18 protein-coding genes are annotated in these 21,761 nt (G+C 73.6%); 7 read left to right on the forward strand and 11 right to left on the reverse strand.

The annotated features are described in order from the left end of the window. Positions 1-9 precede the first annotated feature (9 nt). A complete protein-coding gene (locus tag AB0881_RS01810) occupies positions 10-1,005 on the forward strand; it encodes a zinc-dependent alcohol dehydrogenase family protein (protein WP_366613534.1) in 996 nt (331 codons plus the stop codon). A gap of 224 nt (positions 1,006-1,229) precedes the next feature. Here AB0881_RS01810 and AB0881_RS01815 read toward each other — a convergent pair whose 3' ends face one another. Both AB0881_RS01815 and AB0881_RS01820 read right to left on the reverse strand, forming a co-directional pair. Then, complete coding sequence (locus AB0881_RS01815; RefSeq protein WP_366613535.1) at positions 1,230-3,509, reverse strand: SpoIIE family protein phosphatase; 2,280 nt, start codon at positions 3,507-3,509, stop codon at positions 1,230-1,232. A gap of 196 nt (positions 3,510-3,705) precedes the next feature. Beyond that, on the reverse strand, positions 3,706-4,407 hold the full coding sequence (locus AB0881_RS01820) for a metal-dependent transcriptional regulator (RefSeq protein WP_366613536.1): 702 nt from the start codon (positions 4,405-4,407) through the stop codon (positions 3,706-3,708). Between the two features lie 112 nt (positions 4,408-4,519). On the opposite strand from AB0881_RS01820, the gene AB0881_RS01825 reads away from it, so the two are divergent. Continuing rightward, on the forward strand, positions 4,520-5,215 hold the full coding sequence (locus tag AB0881_RS01825; protein ID WP_366613537.1) for a UdgX family uracil-DNA binding protein: 696 nt from the start codon (positions 4,520-4,522) through the stop codon (positions 5,213-5,215). A gap of 20 nt (positions 5,216-5,235) precedes the next feature. Here AB0881_RS01825 and AB0881_RS01830 read toward each other — a convergent pair whose 3' ends face one another. Beyond that, on the reverse strand, positions 5,236-6,528 hold the full coding sequence (locus tag AB0881_RS01830; RefSeq protein ID WP_366613538.1) for an MFS transporter: 1,293 nt from the start codon (positions 6,526-6,528) through the stop codon (positions 5,236-5,238). Next, positions 6,525-7,268, reverse strand: a complete 744-nt coding sequence (gene pdxH / locus AB0881_RS01835; RefSeq protein WP_366613539.1) for a pyridoxamine 5'-phosphate oxidase — start codon at positions 7,266-7,268, stop codon at positions 6,525-6,527. The genes AB0881_RS01830 and pdxH overlap by 4 nt, the downstream gene beginning before the upstream one ends. A 106-nt stretch (positions 7,269-7,374) precedes the next feature. Here pdxH and AB0881_RS01840 point away from each other — a divergent pair, with 106 nt between their 5' ends. Then, on the forward strand, positions 7,375-8,487 hold the full coding sequence (locus AB0881_RS01840) for a citrate synthase 2 (RefSeq protein WP_366613540.1): 1,113 nt from the start codon (positions 7,375-7,377) through the stop codon (positions 8,485-8,487). Positions 8,488-8,546: 59 nt separating this feature from the next. Here AB0881_RS01840 and AB0881_RS01845 read toward each other — a convergent pair whose 3' ends face one another. Further along, on the reverse strand, positions 8,547-11,399 hold the full coding sequence (locus tag AB0881_RS01845) for an ABC transporter substrate-binding protein (protein WP_366613541.1): 2,853 nt from the start codon (positions 11,397-11,399) through the stop codon (positions 8,547-8,549). An 83-nt stretch (positions 11,400-11,482) separates the two neighbouring features. Here AB0881_RS01845 and AB0881_RS01850 point away from each other — a divergent pair, with 83 nt between their 5' ends. Together AB0881_RS01850 and serC are read left to right on the forward strand one after the other, a co-directional pair. Then, positions 11,483-11,830 carry a hypothetical protein gene (locus AB0881_RS01850; RefSeq protein ID WP_366613542.1) on the forward strand — a complete coding sequence of 116 codons (348 nt, stop codon included), beginning with the start codon at positions 11,483-11,485 and terminating at the stop codon, positions 11,828-11,830. 68 nt (positions 11,831-11,898) lie between these two features. After that, positions 11,899-13,035, forward strand: a complete 1,137-nt coding sequence (gene serC, locus AB0881_RS01855) for a phosphoserine transaminase (RefSeq protein ID WP_366613543.1) — start codon at positions 11,899-11,901, stop codon at positions 13,033-13,035. 251 nt (positions 13,036-13,286) lie between these two features. On the opposite strand, the gene AB0881_RS01860 is transcribed toward serC, so the two are convergent. Next, a complete protein-coding gene (locus tag AB0881_RS01860) occupies positions 13,287-13,658 on the reverse strand; it encodes an FHA domain-containing protein (RefSeq protein ID WP_366613544.1) in 372 nt (123 codons plus the stop codon). Between the two features lie 48 nt (positions 13,659-13,706). Between AB0881_RS01860 and AB0881_RS01865 the strand changes: the two genes are divergently transcribed. Both AB0881_RS01865 and AB0881_RS01870 read left to right on the forward strand, forming a co-directional pair. Further along, a complete protein-coding gene (locus AB0881_RS01865) occupies positions 13,707-14,003 on the forward strand; it encodes a hypothetical protein (protein WP_366613545.1) in 297 nt (98 codons plus the stop codon). Positions 14,004-14,180: 177 nt separating this feature from the next. After that, positions 14,181-14,735 carry a hypothetical protein gene (locus tag AB0881_RS01870; protein ID WP_366613546.1) on the forward strand — a complete coding sequence of 185 codons (555 nt, stop codon included), beginning with the start codon at positions 14,181-14,183 and terminating at the stop codon, positions 14,733-14,735. Here the strand turns inward: AB0881_RS01870 and AB0881_RS01875 are convergent. From AB0881_RS01875 to AB0881_RS01895, 5 genes are all read right to left on the reverse strand, one after another. Continuing rightward, the gene (locus AB0881_RS01875; protein ID WP_366613547.1) at positions 14,672-15,391 is read right to left on the reverse strand and encodes a 4Fe-4S single cluster domain-containing protein; all 720 of its coding nucleotides are present in this window, start codon (positions 15,389-15,391) and stop codon (positions 14,672-14,674) included. The two genes, AB0881_RS01870 and AB0881_RS01875, sit on opposite strands and share 64 nt — an antisense overlap. Next, a complete protein-coding gene (locus tag AB0881_RS01880) occupies positions 15,388-17,238 on the reverse strand; it encodes an AAA family ATPase (protein WP_366613548.1) in 1,851 nt (616 codons plus the stop codon). The genes AB0881_RS01875 and AB0881_RS01880 overlap by 4 nt, the downstream gene beginning before the upstream one ends. A gap of 296 nt (positions 17,239-17,534) precedes the next feature. Then, positions 17,535-18,671 (reverse strand): response regulator receiver protein, encoded by a 1,137-nt coding sequence (locus tag AB0881_RS01885; protein WP_366613549.1) that lies wholly within the window; start codon positions 18,669-18,671, stop codon positions 17,535-17,537. 10 nt (positions 18,672-18,681) lie between these two features. Beyond that, positions 18,682-21,030 (reverse strand): serine/threonine-protein kinase, encoded by a 2,349-nt coding sequence (locus tag AB0881_RS01890; RefSeq protein ID WP_366613550.1) that lies wholly within the window; start codon positions 21,028-21,030, stop codon positions 18,682-18,684. Positions 21,031-21,077: 47 nt separating this feature from the next. Next, positions 21,078-21,497 (reverse strand): DUF4282 domain-containing protein, encoded by a 420-nt coding sequence (locus tag AB0881_RS01895; protein ID WP_366613551.1) that lies wholly within the window; start codon positions 21,495-21,497, stop codon positions 21,078-21,080. Positions 21,498-21,761: the final 264 nt, after the last annotated feature.

Raw genomic sequence — 21,761 nt, forward strand, 5'->3', positions numbered from 1 at the left:
AGTGAGCGCATGCGCGCCTGGGCGGTGGAGAAGCCGGGGCCGATCGAGCGTCGGCCGCTGCGTCCCGTCGAGCGCGACGTGCCCGAGCCGGCGGCCGGCGAGCTGCTGATCCGGGTGCTCGCGTGCGGCGTCTGCCGGACGGACCTGCATGTCGCGGAGGGGGACCTGCCCGTCCACCTGCCGGGCGTCACGCCGGGCCACGAGGTCGTCGGCGAGGTCGTCGCCGCCGGGGACGGCTGCCTCCGCGGGCCGGGCGACCGGGTGGGCGTGGCCTGGCTCCGCGGCACGTGCGGGGCCTGCCGCTTCTGCCGCCGCGGCGCCGAGAACCTGTGCCCCGCGTCCGTCTACACCGGCTGGGACGCGCACGGCGGGTACGCCGAGTACGCGCTGGCGGTCGACGCGTTCGCGTACGCCCTGCCGGACGGGCTCGACGACGTGACGGCCGCGCCGCTGCTGTGCGCGGGGATCATCGGCTACCGGGCGCTGCGCCGGGCCGGACCGCCGCCGGGCGGGCGGCTGGGCGTGTGGGGGTTCGGCGGGTCCGCGCATCTGGCGGCGCAGATCGCGATCGCGGAGGGCGCCGAGGTGTACGTGTTCACGCGGTCGGCCGCGGCCCGCGAGCTGGCCCTGGAGCTGGGCGCGGTGTGGGCGGGCGACTCGTACACCGCGCCGCCGCGGCCGCTGGATTCGGCGATCACGTTCGCGCCGGTGGGCGAGCTGGTCCCGGCGGCGCTGCGGCGGCTGGACCGCGGCGGGACGCTCGCGATCGCCGGGATCCACCTGAGCGACATCCCGGTCCTCGACTACGAGCGGCACCTGTTCCAGGAACGGCAGGTCCGGTCCGTGACCGCGAACACGCGGGCGGACGGCGAGGAGTTCCTGCGGCTGGCCGCCCGGCTCCCCGTGACGGTCACGACGCGGCCGTACCCGCTGGACGACGCGGACCGCGCGCTCGCCGACCTGGCCGAGGACCGCTTCACCGGCGCGGCCGTGCTCGTTCCCTGACCACGGGCCCTGACCACGGGCCCCGACCGCGGGCCCCGACCGCGGGCCCTAGGGCCTGTCTCAAAGTGGCCTCAGCCGTCGCGCGAGCGCGCTACCTGCTCGGTGAGGCGAGGCCGGAGGCCAGCCTCACCGGGCAGATCGCGAAGCGATGTCGCGCTCGCACAGGCACGGTCACGGTGCGAGCCGCCTGGCGAGCACCGTGGGCCGGGACTTTGAAACACAGCCTAGCCGCGGGGCAGCTCGAACCAGACGGCCTTGCCGGCGGCGGTGGGGCGGGCGCCCCACCGGCTGGCGAGCTGGTCGACCAGGTAGAGGCCGCGGCCGCCCTCGTCGGTCTCGCCGGCGCTGCGGATGCGCGGCAGCCGCATGTCGGAGTCGAACACCTCGACCCAGACCGCGTCGGCGCCGCGCCGCAGCCGCAGCCGGAACTCCTTGGTCGGCGGCTCCCGGCGGCCGAGGTCGGCGCCCAGGTTCCAGTCGTCCTCGTCGAACGCGTCCACCGCGTCGTCGAGATCGGCCATGGAGAAGTCGCCGGTGTTGAACTGCACCAGCGGCGGCCCCTCCAGCACCAGCTCGCGGCGCGGCGTCGGCGTCGCGGTGGCGTGCAGGACGACGTTGGTGACCACCTCGGACACCAGCAGGCAGGCCAGCTCGGCCTGCTCGTCGTGCATCCCCCAGGAGGCGAACGCGTCCGCGGCCATCCGGCGGGCCTCCGACACCATGATCGGCTCGGCGGGGAAGGTGCGCTCCTCGACCGCCAGCTCCTCGCCGGCGGTACGGATCACCACGATCGCCACGTCGTCGTTGATGTCGCCGGGGACGGCCTCGTACGCGGCGTTCGCGATCGTCTCCACGTCCCGGCCGGCGACCGCCTCGATCGCCGTGCGGACCAGCTCCCGGGACTCCTCGCGGGTGTGGTACTCGCCGTTCTCCTTGGGCCGCCGGTCGATCAGCCCGTCGGTGTACAGGACGAGCGTCGTGCCGGGCTTCAGCTCGGCGGTCTCCTCGGTGAAGAAGATCTCGCCGCCCATGCCCGGGGCGCGCAGCCCGAGCATCGCGCCCTCGCTCTCGAACGGCAGCTCGCCGACCTCGCCGTCGGTGATCAGCAGCGGCGGGTCGTGGCCGGCGTTGGCGAACTCCAGCACCCGCGACCAGGCGTCGTACACGAAGTACGTGCACGACACCAGCGGCGGGCGGACCAGGTCGTCGCTGTTCCAGCCGGAGCTCATCCGCTCCGGGCGGGTCATGGTGCGGACCCACTCGTCGAGCTTGCGCAGGATCTCGGCGGGCGGCTTGTCGTCCTGCGCGAACGCCCGCAGCGCGGCGCGCAGCTGGCCCATCACGGCGGCGGCGCGGGCGCCGCGGCCCTCCACGTCGCCGATCACCAGCCCGACCCGGCCGGCCGACAGCGGGATGACGTCGTACCAGTCGCCGCCGACCTGGGTCTGGATGCCGTGCCCGTGCGACTCCAGGGGGCGGGCGGGCTCGTACCGCCAGGCGATCTGCAGGCCGTCCGGGCGGGGCGGCCGCTCGCCGGGGAGCAGGTGCTTCTGGAACGCCAGCGCGGTCTCGCGCTCCTCCTCGAACAGCAGCGCGTTGTCGACCGCCAGCGCGACCCGGCTGGCGATGGCGCCGAGCAGGTCGCGGTCGAAGCCGTCGTAGTGCGGGTCGGCGCGGCGGGTCAGGTTGGACAGCGCCATGCTCATCACGCCGAGCAGCTCGCCGCGCACCAGCAGCGGCGCGGAGATCACCGAGGTGATGCCCATCTCGTCGCCGAGCCGCTTGCTGGAGTCGGACGGCGCGCTGAAGCGGTGCTGGACCATGTCCTCGACCAGGACCGCGTCCCGGCGGGCCATCGCCTTGGCGCTGAAGTGCCCCTCGGGGTACGACACCGGCTCGCCGACCGCGGCCCAGGTGCCGGGCGGCGGCTCCCAGCCGCCGGCGTGCCGCGACACCCGGCGGTAGAGCCGGTCGCCGCTGTAGAGGTCGATGAAGCAGTGGTCGGCGAACTGCGGCACGAGCGTGTCGGCCACCCGGCGCAGCGTCGTCTCCAGCTCCAGCGAGCCGCCCAGCCGGTCGCCGATCCGCTCCAGCAGGCCGTACCGGTCCTGCTCGCGCTGGTTGCTGCGGAGCGCCTCCCGGGCGAAGATCACGACCCCGTCGACGGCGCCGGAGGGATGGCGCAGCGGCACGGCGTGCGCCCGCGTGTAGACGGTGCTGCCGTCCGCGCGCAGGTTGCAGAAGGTGCCCTCCCACACGTTGCCCTTGAGCACGTGCCGGGCGAGCTCGGTCGCCTGCTCGTGGTCCTCCTCGGCGATGCCCAGCGACAGCACCGAGTGCCCGATGATCTCATCGCCGCCGTGGCCGAACAGCTGCCGCGCGAACGAGTTGCCGTAGATGACGTTGCTGAAGCGGTCGCAGACGATGACCGCCATCTCCATCTGGTTGAGGACGGTCTCGGGCGGCAGGCGTGCGTCGAGCGGCGACTCCCCCCATCGCTTCATGTGCCCACCCTGCTCACCGAAGCCACCAGTTCACCAGACGGCGCCGCACCGGTCGCGGCCTCACCGGACACGCGGCCGGAACGCCGTACGTTCCTTCTTCGTATTGAACGACGAACTCACCGCCGGGATACGCGAGTTCCGGGTCACGGTACGAAGATCTTCGGGAAAGTCCGCGGCGGGAACGGCAAGGACCTGCTCACCGCCTGCTGACGAACACGTGCTCGGCGATGTCGCGAGGAAGCTCGGTCCCCGTTCCGCCGTCCTCGTCGTCACACGTCACCCGTACCCCGTCGTCGCTCTCCCGGAGGGTCACCTCCCGCCCCGGTTGTATCCCGATCTGCTTGAGTCTAAGCATCAGGTCGCTGTCGCCCTGAACCTGCTCGCTGATGCGGCGGACGACGGCGGGGGCGCCGCCGGCGGTCGCCACGGCGGTCATCACCGAGAGCGCGGCGGTCTGCGGGTCCTCGCCGTGGCCGCCCAGCTCGTCCAGGCCGGGGATGGGGTTGCCGTGCGGGCAGGTCGTGGGGTTGTCGAGCAGGGCGACCAGCCGCCGCTCGACCTCCTCCGACATCACGTGCTCCCAGCGGCACGCCTCGATGTGGACGTCCTCCCAGGGCAGCCCGATGACGTTGACCAGCAGGCATTCGGCCAGGCGGTGCTTGCGCATGACGCGGGTGGCCAGGCCGCGGCCGCTGTCGGTCAGCTCGAGGTGCCGGTCGCCCTCCACCCGCAGCAGGCCGTCGCGCTCCATGCGGGCCACCGTCTGGCTCACGGTGGGGCCGCTCTGCGAGAGGCGCTCGGCGATGCGCGCGCGGAGAGGGATGATCCCCTCTTCTTCAAGCTCGAAGACCGTCCGGAGGTACATCTCCGTGGTATCGATCAAGCCGTGTGAGGTCACAGCTCCCTCCAGTCTTGTGGCTTCGAGTCTACTTCGCTCCACCTCTTCAGGGAGGGTTCGCGCGGATATCCCTGGTGTGGTGGCCCCGGGCACGGGTACGGAGCAACGCACCATGACCTCCGATTCTTCCCACGACGCCACTCCGTACCTGCCCGATGACCCGGCGTCACGGACGGACCTCGGCGCGCTGGCCGAGGCGGCGGCGGGCTGCCGGGGCTGCCCGCTGTACGCGGACGCCACGCAGACCGTGTTCGGCGCCGGCGCACCGAACGCGCGGGTCGTCTTCGTCGGGGAGCAGCCGGGCGATCAGGAGGACCGCAGGGGCGAGCCGTTCGTCGGCCCGGCCGGGCGGCTCCTCGACCGGGCCCTGGAGGAGGCCGGGATCGAGCGCGGGGACGTCTACATCACCAACGCGGTCAAGCACTTCAAGTTCAAGCAGCAGGCGGGCAAGCGCCGCATCCACGAGTCGCCGAACGTCCGCGAGACCCGCGCCTGCCGCCCCTGGCTGCTCGCCGAGCTGCGCGCCCTCGAACCGGACGTGGTGGTCGCCCTCGGCGCCACGGCCGGCAAGGCCCTGCTGGGCTCGTCGTTCCGGGTCACGAAGCAGCGCGGCGAGCTGTTCCCGCTCCCCGACCTCGACCTCATCGGCACCCCGGCGGCCGCCGGCCCGCCCGCCGAGCGCGACTCCGCCCGGCTGTGCCTGCTCGCCACGATCCACCCCTCGGCCGTGCTGCGCTCCGACGACCGCGACGCCATGTACGAGGGCCTGGTCACCGATCTCAAGGTCGCCGCCTCCGCCGTCGGCTGAGGCGCTGGTCGGCTGGTCGGCTAGTCGGCGTCCTTGGAGCGTTCGGGGCTCGGGCGCCCGGCCTCGCCGGGCGCGGCGGGCAGGGCCGTGCGGGTGTCATAGCGCAACAGGGCCGGTACGCACAGGGCGGCGACCACCACCAGGATCGCGCAGGCGATGCCGCCTCCCACCCAGGACGCGGTGGCGCCGGCCATGGCTGCGGTGGCGCCGGCGCGGACGTCGCCCAGGCGCGGCCCGCCCGCGACGACCACGACGAAGACGCCCTGGAGGCGGCCGCGCATCTCGTCCGGCGCGTACGTCTGGAGCATCGTCTGCCGGAAGACCGAGGAGACCAGGTCGGCGGCGCCGCCGGCGGCGAGCAGCAGGAGGACGAGCCACAGCTGGTGGGCGAGGCCCGCGGCGGCGACGGCCAGGCCCCAGGCGACGATCGAGGCGACCAGGGCGACGCCCTGCCTGTGGACGCGGCCGATCCAGCCCGACACCAGGCCGCCGGCGAACGCGCCGAACGCGATCGAGGCGAAGAGCCAGCCGACCGCGCCCTCGCCGCCGAAGCGGGTCTCGGCGACCTCGGGGAACAGCGCGCGCGGCATCGCGATGCCCATCGCGATGATGTCGACGACGAACGACATCAGCAGGACGGGCTGGGTCCACAGGTAGCGCAGGCCCTCGATCACCGAGCGCAGCCCGGGCGTGCCGGTGATGTCGCCGAGGGGCGGGATGGGCGGCAGCCGCAGCGCGGCCCACAGGACCATGGTGAAGAGGACGGCGTCCAGCGCGTACGCGGCGGAGTAGCCCCACTGGGCGAGGATCACGCCGGCGAACATCGGGCCGGCCAGCATGCCGACCGTGCTGGCGGTGAACGACAGCGTGTTGGCCGCCGGGACGAGGGACGTGTCGAGCAGCCTCGGGATGATCGCGGACCGGGTCGGCGAGGCCACCGCGAAGCCGGTCGCCTGGACGGCCACCACCGCCATGATCAGCCAGAGGTTCTCGATCCCGAGCACCGCCTGGAGGAGCAGGAGCAGCGTCGAGCCCCACATGACGCAGGAGGAGACGAACAGCAGCCTGCGCCGGTCCATGTGGTCGGCGACCGCGCCGCCCCACAGCCCGAAGACGATCAGCGGGACGAGGTTGACGACGCCCAGCGCGCCGACCCAGAACGACGACCGGGTCATGTCGTACACCTGGACCGGCACGGCCACGGCGGTGACCTGGAAGCCGATGTAGGAGACGCCGTGGCCGAGCCACAGCCGCCGGAACGCTCCATGCCGCAGCGGCCGCACATCGATCGCGACCTGTTTGACCCACTTCACGGAGAGAGTCTCTCGACCTTCCAGGTCTCGCCGCCGCCGGGGGGCGTCGCGGGCACGCGCCGGTAGCGGAGCCGGTCGTGCAGCCGGTTGGGGCGGCCCTGCCAGAACTCGACCGTCTCGGGGACGACCCGGAAACCGCCCCAGAAGTCCGGCAGCGGCACGGCGTCGTCATCGCCGCGGCCCGTGCCGGGACCGGCGTCCGGAAGCGCGGCCGGGTCGGGCCAGCGGCGGGCCAGCTCGGCCCACCGGGCCTCCAGCTCCGCCCGCCCGGAGATCACGGCGGACTGGTGCTCGCTGGCCCAGGCGCCGAGCCGGGAGCCGTACGGGCGGGTGCGGAAGTAGGCCGCCGACTCGGACCGGGTCAGCTCCTCCACCGTGCCGGCGACGATCACCTGCCGGTGCATCGAGTGCCACGGGAACAGCAGCGACGCCCGCGGGTTCTCGGCGAGGTCGCGGCCCTTGCGGGACGTGAGGTTGGTGAAGAAGCGGAAGCCGTCGCGGCCGTACCCCTTGAGCAGGACGGTACGGACGCTCGGGACGGCCTCGGCCGAGGCGGTCGCGAGGACCATCGCGTTCGGCTCGGCCAGCGCGGCGAGCGCGGCCGCGTCGGCGAACCACGCGGCGAACAGGTCGAGCGGATCGGCCGGCAGCGTGGTCTCGGCCAGCTCACCGCCCTCGTAGGTGCGCCGGAGCCCGGCGGGGTCCGGAATCGGGTTGTCCACGGCGAACGAGCCTCTCACCTGCGGTTTGTGCATCTCAAAGGGACCTGGGTACTCATCGGTAGTAGCGACAAGGTTCAATGGCACGGCACCGCCTTATCACTATGGGGACGAAAGGCAGGACGACATGTCCGACTTCAAACCCGGTCTCGAGGGGGTCGTCGCCTTCGAGACCGAGATCGCCGAACCGGACAAGGAAGGCGGCGCCCTCCGCTATCGGGGCGTCGACATCGAGGATCTCGTCGGCCGCGTCTCCTTCGGCGACGCCTGGGGACTGCTGGTCGACAACAGCTTCGACCCGGGGCTGGCCCCGGCGGAGCCGCACGTGCTGCCGGTGACGTCCGGCGACGTGCGGGTCGACGTCCAGAGCGCGCTGCCGATCCTGGCCCCGGCGTACGGCATGCGCCCGCTGCTGGACATCAGCGACGAGGAGGCCCGCGCCGACCTGGCCCGCACCTCGGTCACCGCGCTGTCGTTCGTGGCGCAGTCGGCCCGCGGGGTGGCGCTGCCGATGGTGCCGCAGAGCCGGATCGACGAGGGCGCGACCATCACCGAGCGGTTCATGATCCGCTGGCGCGGTGAGCCTGACCCGAAGCACGTCCAGGCCATCGACGCGTACTGGGTCTCCGCCGCCGAGCACGGCCTGAACGCCTCCACGTTCACCGCCCGGGTGATCGCCTCCACCGGCGCCGACGTCGCGGCGAGCATCTCCGGCGCGATCGGCGCGATGTCCGGCCCGCTGCACGGCGGCGCCCCGGCCCGCGTGCTGCCGATGATCGAGAAGGTGGAGCAGCTCGGCGACGCCCGCAAGGTGGTCACCGACATCCTCGACTCCGGCGAGCGGCTGATGGGCTTCGGCCACCGCGTGTACCGCGCCGAGGACCCGCGCGCCCGCGTGCTCCGCCGTACCGCCAAGGAGCTGAACGCGCCCCGGTTCGAGGCCGCTAAGGCCCTGGAGGACGCGGCGCTGGCCGAGCTGCGCGAGCGCCGCCCGGACCGCCCGATCGAGACGAACGTCGAGTTCTGGGCCGCGGTCATCCTGGACTTCGCCGAGGTCCCGACCGCGATGATGCCCGCCATGTTCACCTGCGGCCGCACCGCCGGCTGGGCCGCGCACATCCTGGAGCAGAAGCGCACCGGCCGCCTGGTCCGGCCGTCCGCCCGCTACACCGGCCCCGGCACCCGCGACATCAACGACGTCCCCGGCGCCGCGGAGACCCTCAAGCGCCGCGCCGCCTGACCCCCGTTCCCTCGAACGCCTCGCGAGGCCCCCGGCTCCGGCCGGGGGCCTCGGCCGTTCTAGCGCGCGGGCGGGCACCCGTCCGGCGCGCCCGGCGGGCGGCTGACGAGCCGGCCGCAGACCGCGACCATCTCCAGCCGGCCGTCGGGCGGGCGGACCGCCGACAGCAGCACCGGCTTCTCCTCGATCTGGTGGCCGCCGGAGCGCGGCCCGAAGCGCAGCAGGCCGGTGGCGCCCTGCGGGAGCGCGCCCTCGCCGGGCTCGGTCAGCTCCGACAGGATCGCGGCGGCGGTCGGCAGCGTCCGGTCCTGGTCGCCGTAGATCCGCTCGGCGGCCCCGATCACGGCGCGGGCGGCGTCGTACCCGAGCGCGGCGTGCGTCAGGGACGGCCGCGCGTTCGCCGGGGCCTTCGCGCCGACCAGCTCGTCCACCACCGGGCCGAACGTGCTGTAGAAGACGTGCAGCGGCTGCCCGCCGACCCACGCCGGGTCCCACGCCTCGCGCGCCGCCAGCGGGCTGAAGAACAGCCGGACCGAGTCGGTGCGGCCGATGTTCGCGGCGTTGTCGCTGACGTACTTGGTGACCTCGTCGCCCGCCATCACGATCCGCCGGCCGCCGCACTCGGTGTTGGCGAGCTTGTTGACGAACAGCTGGAACTCGTCCGAACGGCCCGCGTAGTAGAAGACCTCGGACGGCTTCGTGCACGCCTCCTGCACCTTGGCCGACACCTGGCTCGGGTCGGAGTACGCCAGCGTCCGCACCTTGCCGGGCGCGAACGCGGCCGCGAAGTCCTGCGCGAGGTTCCGGCTGTACTGGTCGTCGCGGCTGGTGTCGAGGAAGACGTCCGCGGTCGTGGCCCGTACCCCGGTCTGGCCGTTGCGGGCCCAGTGCGCGGCGTGCTCGGCCAGCCGCCGGTTAGGCGGCGCGAGCCGGAAGTAGTACGGCGAGAAGCGGCCCTTCGCCAGGCCCGTGCCGTCGAACGTGTTGGTCGTCCCGACCATCGGCAGCGCCGACTTGGCCAGCTCGTCGATCGCCTCCTGCGTCTGCCGGCGGCTCTGCCCGAACCCGACGACGCCGACGATCGTGGGATCGGCGGCGGCGCGCCTCCTGATCTCGCCGGCGACCGCGCGGGCGTACCGGAACCGCGAGCCGGTGTTGGCCAGCAGGATCCGCAGCCGCGGCCGGCCGCCGGCCGCGTTGTGCCGCTGCTGCGCGATCGACAGCCCGACCAGCTCCCCGTGGTTGCCGGCCAGCAGGTCGGTCTCGGAGTTGTGGTTGGCCGGGTCGGTCGTCATCGGCCCCAGGTAGACGATCGTCACGTACGGCTTGCCGGACTCGATCACCTGGTCGTTGAGCGCCTCGATCCGCCGTTCCACGCCCTGGAGGCGGTCGTGGAAGACGTACGACCCGTCGCTGATCCCGATGCACTCGCCGTTGGGGGCGTGCCGGACGGTGACCGGCGAGCAGTACCGCACCGCCTGGAACGAGATCACCGACACCGAGGCGGCGAGGAGCGTGCCCGCCACGATCCACGGCACCGCCGGGCGGCTGGCCAGCGGCCGGCGGCGGCCCCGGTACACCGGCTCGGTGGACGCGCCGTCGCCGCGGCCCGCGTCCACGCGCAGCTCGCGGCGGGTGCCGAGCACCGCCACCCGGCGCCGCTCGTCCTCCTGGCCCGTCCACAGCGGGTTGCCCTGGGCGCTCTCGCGGACCTCGTCGAGGTCGGCGACGCTCTGCTCGCCCAGCGGCGCCCGCACGGCCAGCGCGAGCGTGCGCGCCTCGTCCCGCGAGCCGAGCAGGACCGCGACCACCAGCGGGTCGAACCGCTCCTCGGCGCGCCGCACCTCCTCCACCCGCTCGACGAAGCGGCGGCTCTGCTCCCGGTTCGGGTCGCCCTCGGGCAGCCGGTCGACCACCACCGCCGGGTAGCGGACCCGCGCCCAGGCGGCCCGCCAGATCCCGCGCCGGTACGCCGACCGCAGATCGTGCAGGAACGCCGCGACCAGCAGCCGTTCCAGCTCGGCGTCCAGCGGCGTGCCCGGGGCCGCCTCGGGCCGGTCGACGATCTCCAGCGCGAAGCCGAGGAACCCCGACGACCGCGCGTGGACGTAGCGCTGCTCGCGGGAGGTGAACCAGCGGTAGCGGCGTCCCCCGGCCCAGTCCCGGGTCCGCGCGGTGACCTGGAGCAGCACGAACGCCATCCCGACCGCCCCGGCCACCACCGCCGCCAGCAGGTCCAGCGTGCTCGCCGCGGTGGCGCTGACCAGCGCGATCAGCGCGACCCCGATCGGGGCCATCTGCTCCAGGTACGACAGCGCCGAGGCCAGCCGGCCCTGCTGCCCGGGACGCTCCGCCGGCACCATGATCCGCCGGCGGCTGCGGATGCCGCGGCCGAGCAGCGTCCGCCGGCCCGCGTCGTCCCCGGCCGCCGCCCGCAGGTCGGCCGCCAGCCCCCACAGCTGCCGCTGCGCGTCGGACGCGAACTGCCGGTCCGGCGGCCCGCCGTCCCCGGCCTGCGCCTGGTCCAGCCGCATCCGCCGCAGCTCCAGCAGCCACAGCAGCATGCTCAGCATCGGGAACCGCAGCCCCGGCTCGAACCGCTGCCGCGGCTGCGACAGCTCGTGCGTGACGTGCCGCAGGAGCAGCGCCAGGTCGGTGAACGCGTGCGGGCCCGCCCGGCCCTCGCCGTCCACGCCGGTCGTGATGTGGCTGACCGGGCCCGGGTCGTCCCGGCAGCGCTCCACCAGGCGGTGCGCCACCTGCTGCGCCTCGGCCTCGCTCCCGAACGAGATCAGCAGCGGCCGCAGCCGGTCGCCGGTCCGCGCCCCGGGCCGTTCCCGGATCCGTTCGAAGAGGCTCACCAGCCCCTCGAAGCGGTCCGCCCCCTGCGGCTCGGCATGCCCCGTGCTCACGCGGCACCTCCTGACCTAGATCGCTCCGCGCCATGTAACCGAGCACTGGCAGATCTTGGGAAGGCTTTTGGAATGATTGATGCGTGACCGATGACTACGACGAGCCGCTGGAGGGCGACATCGGGCCCGCGCCCGCCGCCGCACGCCCCGCGCGCGCCGTCCCGGACGCGGCCGAGGAGCTGCGGCGGTACGAGCGCGAGCGGGAGGAGCGGCGGCGCCGCACCAACGCGGTCGCCGGCCGGATCGCGGCCGTCGCCGTCGCGCTGCTGCTCGGCTTCCTGGCGTACGACTCGATCGCGACGGCCGTGGAGGCGCGCCGCCGCGGCGACCCGTGGGTCTACCCGCCCGCCGTGATCGCGGGCGTCTGCCTGGCCGCGCTGGCGGTCCTGGCCCTGTGGACGGTCCGGGCCGGGCGGCGCGGCCGCAGGTGAGCCCCGGGGCGTCTCGGCATGTGGGCCCTTTCCATGATCCGAGCCCCAGGTCAAGTAGCCTTCTGCGGGTGACCGACAGCGCCAATCCAGCCATTGCCATTCCCGCCGACCTCAAGCCCGCCGACGGCCGCTTCGGCTGCGGCCCGTCCAAGGTCCGCCCCGAGCAGCTCGCCGCGCTGGCCGAGTCGGGCGCGGCCTACATGGGCACCTCGCACCGGCAGAAGCCGGTGAAGTCCCTCGTCGGGCGCGTCCGCGAGGGCCTGTCGCAGCTGTTCTCGCCGCCCGACGGGTACGAGGTCCTGCTCAGCAACGGCGGCACCACCGCGTTCTGGGACACCGCCGCGTTCGGCCTGGTCCGGGAGAAGTCGCAGCACCTGACGTTCGGCGAGTTCTCCAGCAAGTTCGCCAAGGTCACCAAGGGCGCGCCCTGGCTCGCCGACCCGTCGGTGATCGCCGCGGACCCGGGCACCCACCCGCTGCCGCGGGCCGAGGAGGGCGTGGACGTCTACGCCCTCACCCACAACGAGACCTCGACCGGCGTGGCCATGCCGATCAAGCGTCCCGAGGGCACCACGGCCGACGAGGCGCTGGTGCTCGTGGACGCCACGTCCGGCGCCGGCGGCCTGCCGGTGGACGTCAGCGAGACCGACGTCTACTACTTCGCGCCGCAGAAGTGCTTCGCGGCCGACGGCGGCCTGTGGGTCGCGCTCGCCTCCCCGGCCGCGCTGGCCCGGATCGAGGAGATCGCCGCGTCCGACCGGTACGTCCCCGAGTTCTTCAACCTGAAGACCGTGGTCGACAACTCGGCCAAGGACCAGACGTACAACACCCCGGCCGTGGCCACCCTGCTGCTCCTCGCCGAGCAGATCGAGTGGATGAACGGGCAGGGCGGCCTGTCCTGGACCACGTCCCGCACGGCCGACTCGGCGCAGCGGCTCTACACGTGGGCGGAGAAGACCTCCTACACCACGCCGTTCGTGACCGACCCGGCGCAGCGCTCGCAGGTCGTCGGCACGATCGACTTCACCGACCAGGTGGACGCCGCCGCCGTCGCCAAGGTGCTGCGCGCCAACGGCATCGTCGACACCGAGCCGTACCGCAAGCTGGGCCGCAACCAGCTGCGCATCGGCATGTTCCCGGCGATCGACCCGGCCGACGTCGAGGCCCTGACCGCCTGCGTCGACTACGTGGTCGAGCGCCTGTAATTGTGGAGGGGCTGTTTCATTGTGGAGGGGCGACCCTCCACACCACCCGGGCCCGGGGTGGGTGCCCTGCGCTCGTTCCTCGCTCCGGGCACCCTCCCCGGGGCAGGGGACTCCGTCCCCCGCACCCCCTGCGGGGGACTTCGTCCCCTCGACCCCTTTGGGGCTTCGCCCCTTGCCCCCATTAGGCGCCGCAACGCTTAGGGCCGCTCCGTTGGTACGGAGCGGCCCTTGGGCGTTCTGCGGTCCTGCCGCTACTTGAGCTGGACGGTGCCCGTCACGTCGGCGGCCAGGCGGAGTTGGTCGCCGTCGCGGAGAGGAGCCTCGACGCCGCGCGGCAGGCGCTCGCCGTTGACGAAGGTCCCGTTGGTGGAGCCCTCGTCGCGGACCCAGGCCGTGCCGGACGGGTCGAGCCAGACCGTCGAGTGGCGCCGCGACACGTTGTCGTACTGCGTGAACGTGGCCGCCACCGGCGACTGGCCCGCGTCCCGGCCCAGCACCAGGTGCTGGCCGACCGAGACCTTGAGCTCGCCCGTGGGGAACAGGACCCGCAGCACCGGCGTGCCCTGCTGCGGCAGCGGGCGCAGGCAGGAGTCGCACTGCGCCGCGCTCGGGTTGCTCAGCACGGCCTCGCAGTAGGGGCACATCAGGCCCGTGCTGTCAGGACCCGGACGGTGCTGCCCCTGCTGGTCCTGCGGGAGCAGGGTGGCCTCGCGGCCGTGCGGCGGGGGCTGCAGGCCCTGCTGGGGGGCCTGCCCGTACGGGTTGTCGCCCGGGCCGGGCGGCTGCGGCTGGCCGTACTGGCCGCCGCCCTGCTGCTGCGGCTGCCCCCAATGGTCCGCCGGCGGGGGAGCGCCCCACTGGTCCTGCTGGGGCTGGCCCTGCTGCTGGTGCTGCGGCGGCGGAGGCTGGTGATGGCCGCCCCCGTGCTGCTGCTGCGGCTGCTGGGGCTGGCCCCACTGGTCCGGTGAGGGGGGCGGGGGAGCGCCCCACTGGTTCTGGTCCTGCTGCTGCCCCTGGCCCTGCTGGCCCTGCTGGGGCGCGCCCCACGGGTCGTTCGGGAGCGGCGGGGACTGCTGCGGCTGCTGCGGTTCGCCGTACTGGGGCTGCTGGTCGCCGTACTGCGGCTGCGGCGGACCGTACTGCTCATGCTGGCCGCCGCCCTGCTGGTGCTGGGGCGGGCCGGGCACGGGCGGGCCGGGCGGCTGGTGCGGGTTCTGGCCCGGGGGCTGCTGGCCCTGCTGGCCGTACGGGGCGCCGAACTGGGCGTCGCCACCGCCACCGCCGTACGGGTTGTCGCCGGGGCCGGGCGGCTGCGGCTGGCCGTACTGGCCGCCGCCCTGCTGGTGCTGGCCGCCCTGCTGGTGGTGCTGGGGAGCCTGCTGGTGGCCGCCGTACGGGTCCTGCCCGTACTGGTCCTGCCCGTACTGGTCCTGCCCGTACGCGGGCTGGTCCTGGCCGTAGGCGGGCTGCTGCCCGTACCCCTGCTGGGGGCCGGGCGGGGGCGGAATCCGCGGTGGCTGCTGGTCGTCGTACGCCGGTCCCTGCCGGCGGCCGCCCCCGGCGCGCGCCAGATTGGCCCCGCAGCTCAGGCAGAGCAGATCGCCCTGCTGGAAGGGCTCGTCACAGACAGGGCAATTCAAGGTCGCCATGACACTTCCCCCGCTCGTACCCCGGCGCGCTCCAGCGTCGATGTGAGGTGATCCATGTCACCTCTCCGCGGGATCCCGATGTAGTACACCCGCCTTCCCTCCGGCCCTTCGTCCACGGACACCTGAACTCGGGGCCCTGCGTCCTGATCTTCCTCAACCTGGTCGGCGCCGTTCAGGGCCCCGTACCTGGACCGTCCCAGGGGGGACAGTGGCACGACGCGCTGGTTGGCCGACCCCCTCCAGAGTAGAGAGCCGCTCTGGGCGTGTCGCCCCCTCGGGTTGAGCCGGTCGATGTACGGCCCCGTGATGACGGCGTCACACGACTCCAGGATCTCGCGCGCCTCCGGGGAGCGCGAGAGCCGAGAGTAGACATATCCGCTGTAAACGAGAATGTCCAATGGAATCGTCTCATGGTGGGACTCGTCCCGCCACCTGCGGATACCGCGCACGAGCGCCGCCAGCGCCGCTGGCTGCTGGAACGGTTCACCGCCCGAGATCGTCACCCCCTCCACCGGCCCGGGCAGGCTCTTCAGCCACCCGAGCACCGTCTCCACCGGCACGTTCCTGGCCGGATCCGCGTCCCACGTGTCCCGCGAGAGGCAGCCCCTGCAATGGAGCGTGCAGCCCTGCGTCCAGATACCCGCGCGGACCCCGGGGCCGAGAGTGGTCACCGGGTAGTGCGCCTTGGCCAGCAGCAGCCCGGTCACAGCAGATCCAGATGGACGATGCTGCCCTCCCGCCGGATGGCGGACACGGTGATCCGCTCCTCGGGCACCAGCTCCCGGTCGAACAGCGCCCTGGCGAGGGGGTTCACGAAGTACGACTCCAGCGCCATCCCGATGCCCCGGCCGCCCTTGTCCAGCTCGGTCGTGCACCACTCGCGCAGCGTGTTCAGCGCGTCGCCCTTCACCGCCAGGACGAGCCGGTGCTCGTCGGTCACCCGGCGGCAGATGTTGGCGAACTGCAGATCGAAGATCTTGTTGGCGGCCTCCGCGCCGATGAAGTCGAACACCACGATGTTGTCGCCGAACCGGTTGAGCAGCTCCGGCCGGTTCAGCACCTCGGTGAAGTGGTCGGCGACCGCGCTCTTGATGCGGTGCTCGACCTCGTCGTACGACATCCCCGGCGTGATGTTCTGGATCCGCGGCGCCGGCGGGGACGCCACGTCCGAACGCGCCGTGATGTCGCGGCCCTGCACGTACATCCCCAGGTTCGAGGTGAAGATCAGGATCGACTCGGAGAAGTGCACGGTGTTGCCCCGGCCGTCGGTCAGCCGGCCGTCCTCCAGGATCTGCAGGAACTTGTCCAGGATCCGCGGATGCGCCTTCTCGATCTCGTCGAACAGGATCACCCGGAACGGGTCCTCCCGCACCGCGTTGGTCAGCTCGCCGCCCGCCTCGTGCCCCACGTACCCGGGCGGCGACCCGATCAGCCGGTCCCCGGAGCCCTCCCCGGAGAACTCGCTCATGTCGAACCGCAGGTACGCCGACTCGTCCCCGAACACCAGCTCGGTGATCGCCTTGGCCAGCTCCGTCTTGCCCGTTCCGGTCGGCCCGGCGAAGAACAGCACCCCGCGCGGCCGGCTCCCGGACCGGGTCGCCTGAGCGCCCGACAGCCCCAGCACCGCCCGCTTGAGGATGTCGAGCGTCTTGGTCACCGCCTGCGTCTGGCCGATCACCCGCTCCGGGACCTTGCGCTCGCCGTCCAGCACCCGCCGCCGCAGATGGCCGCGGCTCCACGGGTTGTCGAGCACCCCCAGCTTGTACGTGCGGACCGCGTCCGGCAGGTCGGCCAGGTCGACGTTGCGCTCCTTGGCCAGCCGCGTCACCTCGATCATCGACTGGAGCGTCAGCCCGTCGGCCTGCTCGGCGAACGCGTCGCACGCCGCCGCCGCGGCCTCGTCACCGCCCACGTCGCTCACCCCGAACGCCCGCGCCAGCAGCCGCGCCGTCTCCTGCCGGTCGCCCAGATGCGGCCGCGGGATCGTGATCTCGCGGATCGTCTCGTTGTCGGCGGTCAGCCACGGCGGCAGATCGCCGGGCCGCTCCACCAGCCAGACGATCGGGTTGTACAGCGGCTTGGGCCGCGCGCCCACCACCCGCACCGGCCGCGCCGACCGCGACAGCTTCGCGCAGAACCGGAAGAAGTCCCGCTCGGCCGGCTCCAGATCCGTCGGCGTCCGCGCGATCCGGGACGCCGAGTCGATCACGAACGCGGCGCGCAGGTTCTCCGACGGCCGCGCGATCGACGCCAGATGCCCCGTCAGCGCCTCCAGCGACGGCTTCCCGTCCTTGCGCTTGCCGAGCAGTTGGTCGGCCGCCCGGTGCGCCTCCTCGGAGATCTCGTCCCCGGTGTCGGGATGCACCTGAAGCCCGTCCACCGGGTCGTACACCACCATGCAGGAGAACCCGCTGGACCGCAGCGACTCCCACAGCAGCTCCCGCAGCGGCAGCAGCCGCCCTGGCCCGGCACCGTCCACGGGAGGCGCCAGGAAGCTGTCATAGAGATTCCCCGACAGCACGTACTGCGAGTGCACGGAGAGCGTCGCGTCCAACTCCCTAATGAACGGAGGCCACCCCGGCAACCGCCCCCCCAACGTAGGCGACTCGATGCTCATGGCCTCGCCTCCGCTCGGCGGCGAGCGGCCGCTTTACGCGCTCGCTTCCCTCGTCGCTCCGGTCGCAAGCTCCCTGCGCTCCTCAGTCCAGCGAGCGCGCGGCCACTCGCGCTCATGGCCTCGCCTCCGCTCGGCGGCGAGCGAGCGCGCGGCCACTCGCGCTCATCACCTCGCCTCCGCTCGGCGGCTCCCGGAAGGGGGCCACTCGCGTATGGACGGGGCCTTGCACGCAGTCACTTCTCACGCTCCCGGCGGCGCTCGCGTTGGGCGGGTCGGGACCCAGTCTGCCGTGCCGCGCCCGACACCGGCAGCTCCTGGACGCCCGGGGCGAGCCGCCAGGTGACCTCCGAGCGCACCCCGGCGGCCGCCAGCCGCTCCCTGGCGGCCTCGAACGCCTCGCACCACTCCCGCTCGCGCTCCACGTCCAGCCGCCGGTCGTCCTCGCTGCGGGCCGGCCGCGTCCGCACCATCTTGGCCCGCACGTGCGCCGCGTCGTCGACCCGCATCCGGACGCTGTGGTCCGGCCACGACCCCCGCGACAGCACGACCGTGCCGTCACCGGCCGGGGCCAGCGTCTCGAAGCCGCCCTCGACGTCGTACCCCATCTCCTCGAACGCCGAGGTGATCGAGCCGAGCACGTACCGCCGCTCGGCCTCGGCCTGCTCGGCGGCGTCGCGCTCCTCCGCCCGGCGGCGCTCCTCCGCGCGCACCTCTTCCGTACGGCGGTTCGCAGCGCCGACCCGCAGCCGCACCTCGGTCAGGACGCCCTCGGCCTCCTCCGGCGACACCGCGCCGGCCAGCAGCCGCGCCGCCTCCGCCACGGCCCGCCGGTCGGCCTCCGTCGCGTCCGGCAGGAGGCGCGCGAGGACGCGTTCCAGCGTCCGGTGGACTTCCGCGCCCTCCATTGGACGCGGTGGCGTCGGCGCGCCGAGGTCGGCGTGCAGCCCCTCACCGGCCGGTACGGCGAAGATCTCGGCCGCGACCTGGCCGGCGAGATGCTCCGACAGCGCGCGCTCGGCCGCGTCCAGCTCCGTGTCGGTGGCGGCGCACCAGGCCGTCAGCTCCTCGGCGGGTTGCTCCGATGGAGGCAGCGGCTCGGGCAGGGCCACATCGGCGGCGAGCTTCTCGCGGGTCTCGGCCAGCGCCGCGATCCGGGCGTTGCGCTCCAGGACCTGGCGCAGCGCCTGGTCGTACGACTCGGCCTCGGCCAGCGCCGCCGCCCGCGCCTCGGCCTTCCCCGCCGCCAGCGCGGCCAGCGCCTCCGCGCCGCGCCCCGCCAGCCCCGCCGTGCGCCCGAGGACGCGGTTCATCCCCAGGCTGAGGACGACGGCCGAGTCCAGCGCGATGTCGGCCTCGACTCCGCTGCTCATGCCACCCCTGTCATGTGAGAGCCTTCCGCTCCGCCGCCGCGTGCGCCTGCCGCCACCGGTGCAGCCTGATCCCGGCGGCCACCCCGTGCGCGGCCGCCCCGGCCATCATCACCAGCACCCAGAGCGGGCTCGGGATGGAGAGGACCATCCCGATCAGCATCAGGAACAGCAGCAGCGGCACCGTCCCGGCGAGCAGCATCAGGCCGCACCCCCGCCCGGACGTCCGCCGCGCCGCGCCCGACATCGTCTGCGACGCCTTGGCCAGCCCGCGGCCGCCCGCGCCCAGGAAGCGCGACAGCGCCGACCACGGGCCGTACGGCAGGTAGTCGCCGCCCTGCGTGCGCGCCAGCATCACCTCGCTGCCGCACTGCACCCCCCAGGCGAGCAGGGAGAACGCGGCCAGCACCCAGAGTGGCAGGCCGGGCGGCAGCTGGAACCCTCCCTGGCTCCGCGTACCGCCCTCCTCGCCGCTGAGCACCGTCCCGACGAACAGGCTCCCCAGCAGCCACACCAGGAGCAGCGGCAGTGACCAGCCCACCGCCCTGCGCACCGCCGCCGGGCGGCCCGCCAGGCGGCGCCGTTCCCGGTCCGCCCACCGCTCGCGCAGCTCACCGGTCCGCCGCTCGGCCGCGCGCCGGTCCCGCTCCGCGGCCTCGTTCTCCAGTACGGCCTCGGGCGCGGCCCGCGCCACCGCCAGCAGCCGCAGCGGATCGTCGCCCGCGCCGTCCGCCATCCAGCCGAACCAGCCGACCGGCTCGCGCACCGACGCCCGCGCCCGTTCCGCCGCCTGCACGATCCGCTCCCGCGTCTCGCCCGGCCGCGCGGCCAGCGCCAGCAGCGTCAGCCGCAGCACCGGCGGATCCTCCGACTCCGCAGCGGGCAGCCTCGCCGCCACTCCCGGGGGCGTCTGCTGCCGCAGCCAGGCCGTCAGCTCGTTCCACGCCGCGACATGGGACCGCCAGCGGTCGTCGATCGCCGCCAGCTCCCGGCCGCCCTCGAAGCCCGCCAGGACGCGGAGCAGGTGCCGTTCCCACAGTTCCGTGCCGAGCAGGCACGCCACCCGGTGGTCGGGATGCTCGTGATCACCCGCGAGGCCCGCCAGGCCCGGCAGGTCGTCCGCCGTGAGGCGCCGTCCCAGATAGTGCGGCGGCAGCCCCGGCTCCAGCCACCGCACCAGATGCAGCAGCTTCACATCGGGCGCCAGGTCCGTCGTCAGATACCCGTCGATCAGCCCGATCCGGCTGTCGTCGGGCAGCCCGTTCAGCCACTCCCGCAGCGAGCGCCACGCCTCCCCGGCCTCGCCCCGGCCGAAGAAATAGGAGGCGGCGAAGTCCCACTTCGCGACCAGCGCCCGCGCGAGCTCCGCCCGGTCGTCGTAGCGCCGCCCGTCGAACGGCACCCCCGTACCCGGGGGCGTGCGCGGCTCCTCGACCACCTCCGGCGACCCGCCGGCCAGCCACCGCCCGACCTGCTCGGCGCCCCACCTGCGCCGCGGATCCCTGGTGAGCAGCCCCTGGCACAGCAGCCGCAGCCGCGGATCGTCCACATCGTCGGCCGGCACCGCCCGCGTCGCCAGATGATCGACCACGGCGGTCTCGCTCAGCCCCGAGAACGGCGCCCGCCCGGTCACCAGCTCCCGCACGATCATCCCGAGCGACCACCAGTCGCGCGCCGGCGACACCTGCCCCGACAGCGACTCCGGCGCCGCGTACGCCAGCGTCCGCGACGACGACGCGAACACCACGCTCTCCTCGAGCACCTTGCTCAGCCCGAAGTCCGTGATCGCCACCCGCAGCGGATCGGCGGCCAGCACCAGCACGTTCTCCGGCTTCAGATCGCGATGAACGATCCCCACCCGGTGCAGCGCCTCCAGCCCCCGCGCCAGCTGCTCCACGATCCGGTCGACCGCCGCGCGCGGCAGCGGCCCGCCCATCAGTGCCCGCAGGTTGCCGTCCGGCGCGTACTCCGAGACCTCGTAGTCGCGGCCCTCGGCCTGCCCGGTCTCCAGGATCCGCACCACGTGCGGCGACCCCAGCGCGGGCAGCTTCTCCCAGACCTCACGGTCGGCGTGGTAGCCCCGCCGGAACAGCTTGACGACGTACTCGCCGCTCCGGTCCCGTACGAGCAGCAGATCCGACTCCGCCCCCTGGACGGGCAGCTCCGCGACGACCTCGAACCGCCGCGCCAGCTCCCCGGGCAACCGCAGCAGCGGCTCCCGGGCCCCCACGATCCCGCCGCCGTCCCGCCGCGTCGCCCGCGGTCCCGGAACGTACGGATCCCGGTGGGTGACCCCCGGATCCCGCCGGGTCGAACGCGGCGGACCCTCGCCTCCCGGCTCCTCGAAGTCGCCCACCTGCATGCCCCGTCCGTGTCCCCGCGCGCCTGCCCGCGAGCCTAACGCGCCCCTCAGATCTTGTCTTTGATCACCCGGAGGTGCTCCGCCGTCTTGAACCGCACCACCACGGCCTCCATGAGGATCCGGACCAGCAGCATCTCGAACAGCCACAGCAGCGGCGCGGAGATGACCATGATCACGCCGAAGCCCCACCAGTCGTCCCAGGTCGCGATCCATCCGCCGAACGCGAGGAAGGCCACGCACTGCAACGTGACCAGCAGCAGCGCCACGACGTACCACAGCTTGATCAGCTTCGGCGTCACCAGATGGTCGAAGTTGGCGTCCAGCAACGCCCCCAGCAGCCCCTTGTCCGTCCGCTCCGGCGGCACCCACTCCTGCCGAGGCGCGGGAGCCCCGCCGTAGGGCTGAGGCGGCGGCCCGTACGGCGGGCCGGGGGCCTGCCGGTGGGGCTGGTCCGAAGGGTTCGTCATCGCGGTCGTCTCCCGGGCTCGTCAAGGGGCACGCCTGCGTCCAGGCAAGTCCGACCCTAGAACGTCGGACGTCCGGGCGGAATCGTACGGCCGGGCGGCTCTGTCTACCTTCCCGGCGCCTCGCGGATGTCCCGGGCGGCGCCTGCCCCCGGCGCTCCCTGAACGGACGAGAATCACCGGTTTCAGAACCCGACTGGGGCTTGCCGCGTCTAAGACTTACGTCACACCATTGATCATCCGCAAGGGTGCCGTGCCGTCGCGGAG

The sequence above is a fragment of the Spirillospora sp. NPDC029432 genome (genome assembly GCF_040703975.1).
Classification (GTDB): Bacteria; Actinomycetota; Actinomycetes; order Streptosporangiales; family Streptosporangiaceae; genus Spirillospora.

What these genes read in the sequence shown, in the direction of transcription:
- AB0881_RS01810 (WP_366613534.1), top strand. Translation starts at nt 10, where the DNA reads ATGCGCGCCTGGGCGGTGGAGAAGCCGGGGCCGATCGAGCGTCGGCCG.
- AB0881_RS01815 (WP_366613535.1), bottom strand. Translation starts at nt 3,509, where the DNA reads ATGAAGCGATGGGGGGAGTCGCCGCTCGACGCACGCCTGCCGCCCGAG.
- AB0881_RS01825 (WP_366613537.1), top strand. Translation starts at nt 4,520, where the DNA reads ATGACCTCCGATTCTTCCCACGACGCCACTCCGTACCTGCCCGATGAC.
- AB0881_RS01840 (WP_366613540.1), top strand. Translation starts at nt 7,375, where the DNA reads ATGTCCGACTTCAAACCCGGTCTCGAGGGGGTCGTCGCCTTCGAGACC.
- AB0881_RS01870 (WP_366613546.1), top strand. Translation starts at nt 14,181, where the DNA reads ATGCTGGCCGCCGCCCTGCTGGTGCTGGGGCGGGCCGGGCACGGGCGG.
- AB0881_RS01885 (WP_366613549.1), bottom strand. Translation starts at nt 18,671, where the DNA reads ATGAGCAGCGGAGTCGAGGCCGACATCGCGCTGGACTCGGCCGTCGTC.
- AB0881_RS01890 (WP_366613550.1), bottom strand. Translation starts at nt 21,030, where the DNA reads ATGCAGGTGGGCGACTTCGAGGAGCCGGGAGGCGAGGGTCCGCCGCGT.
- AB0881_RS01895 (WP_366613551.1), bottom strand. Translation starts at nt 21,497, where the DNA reads ATGACGAACCCTTCGGACCAGCCCCACCGGCAGGCCCCCGGCCCGCCG.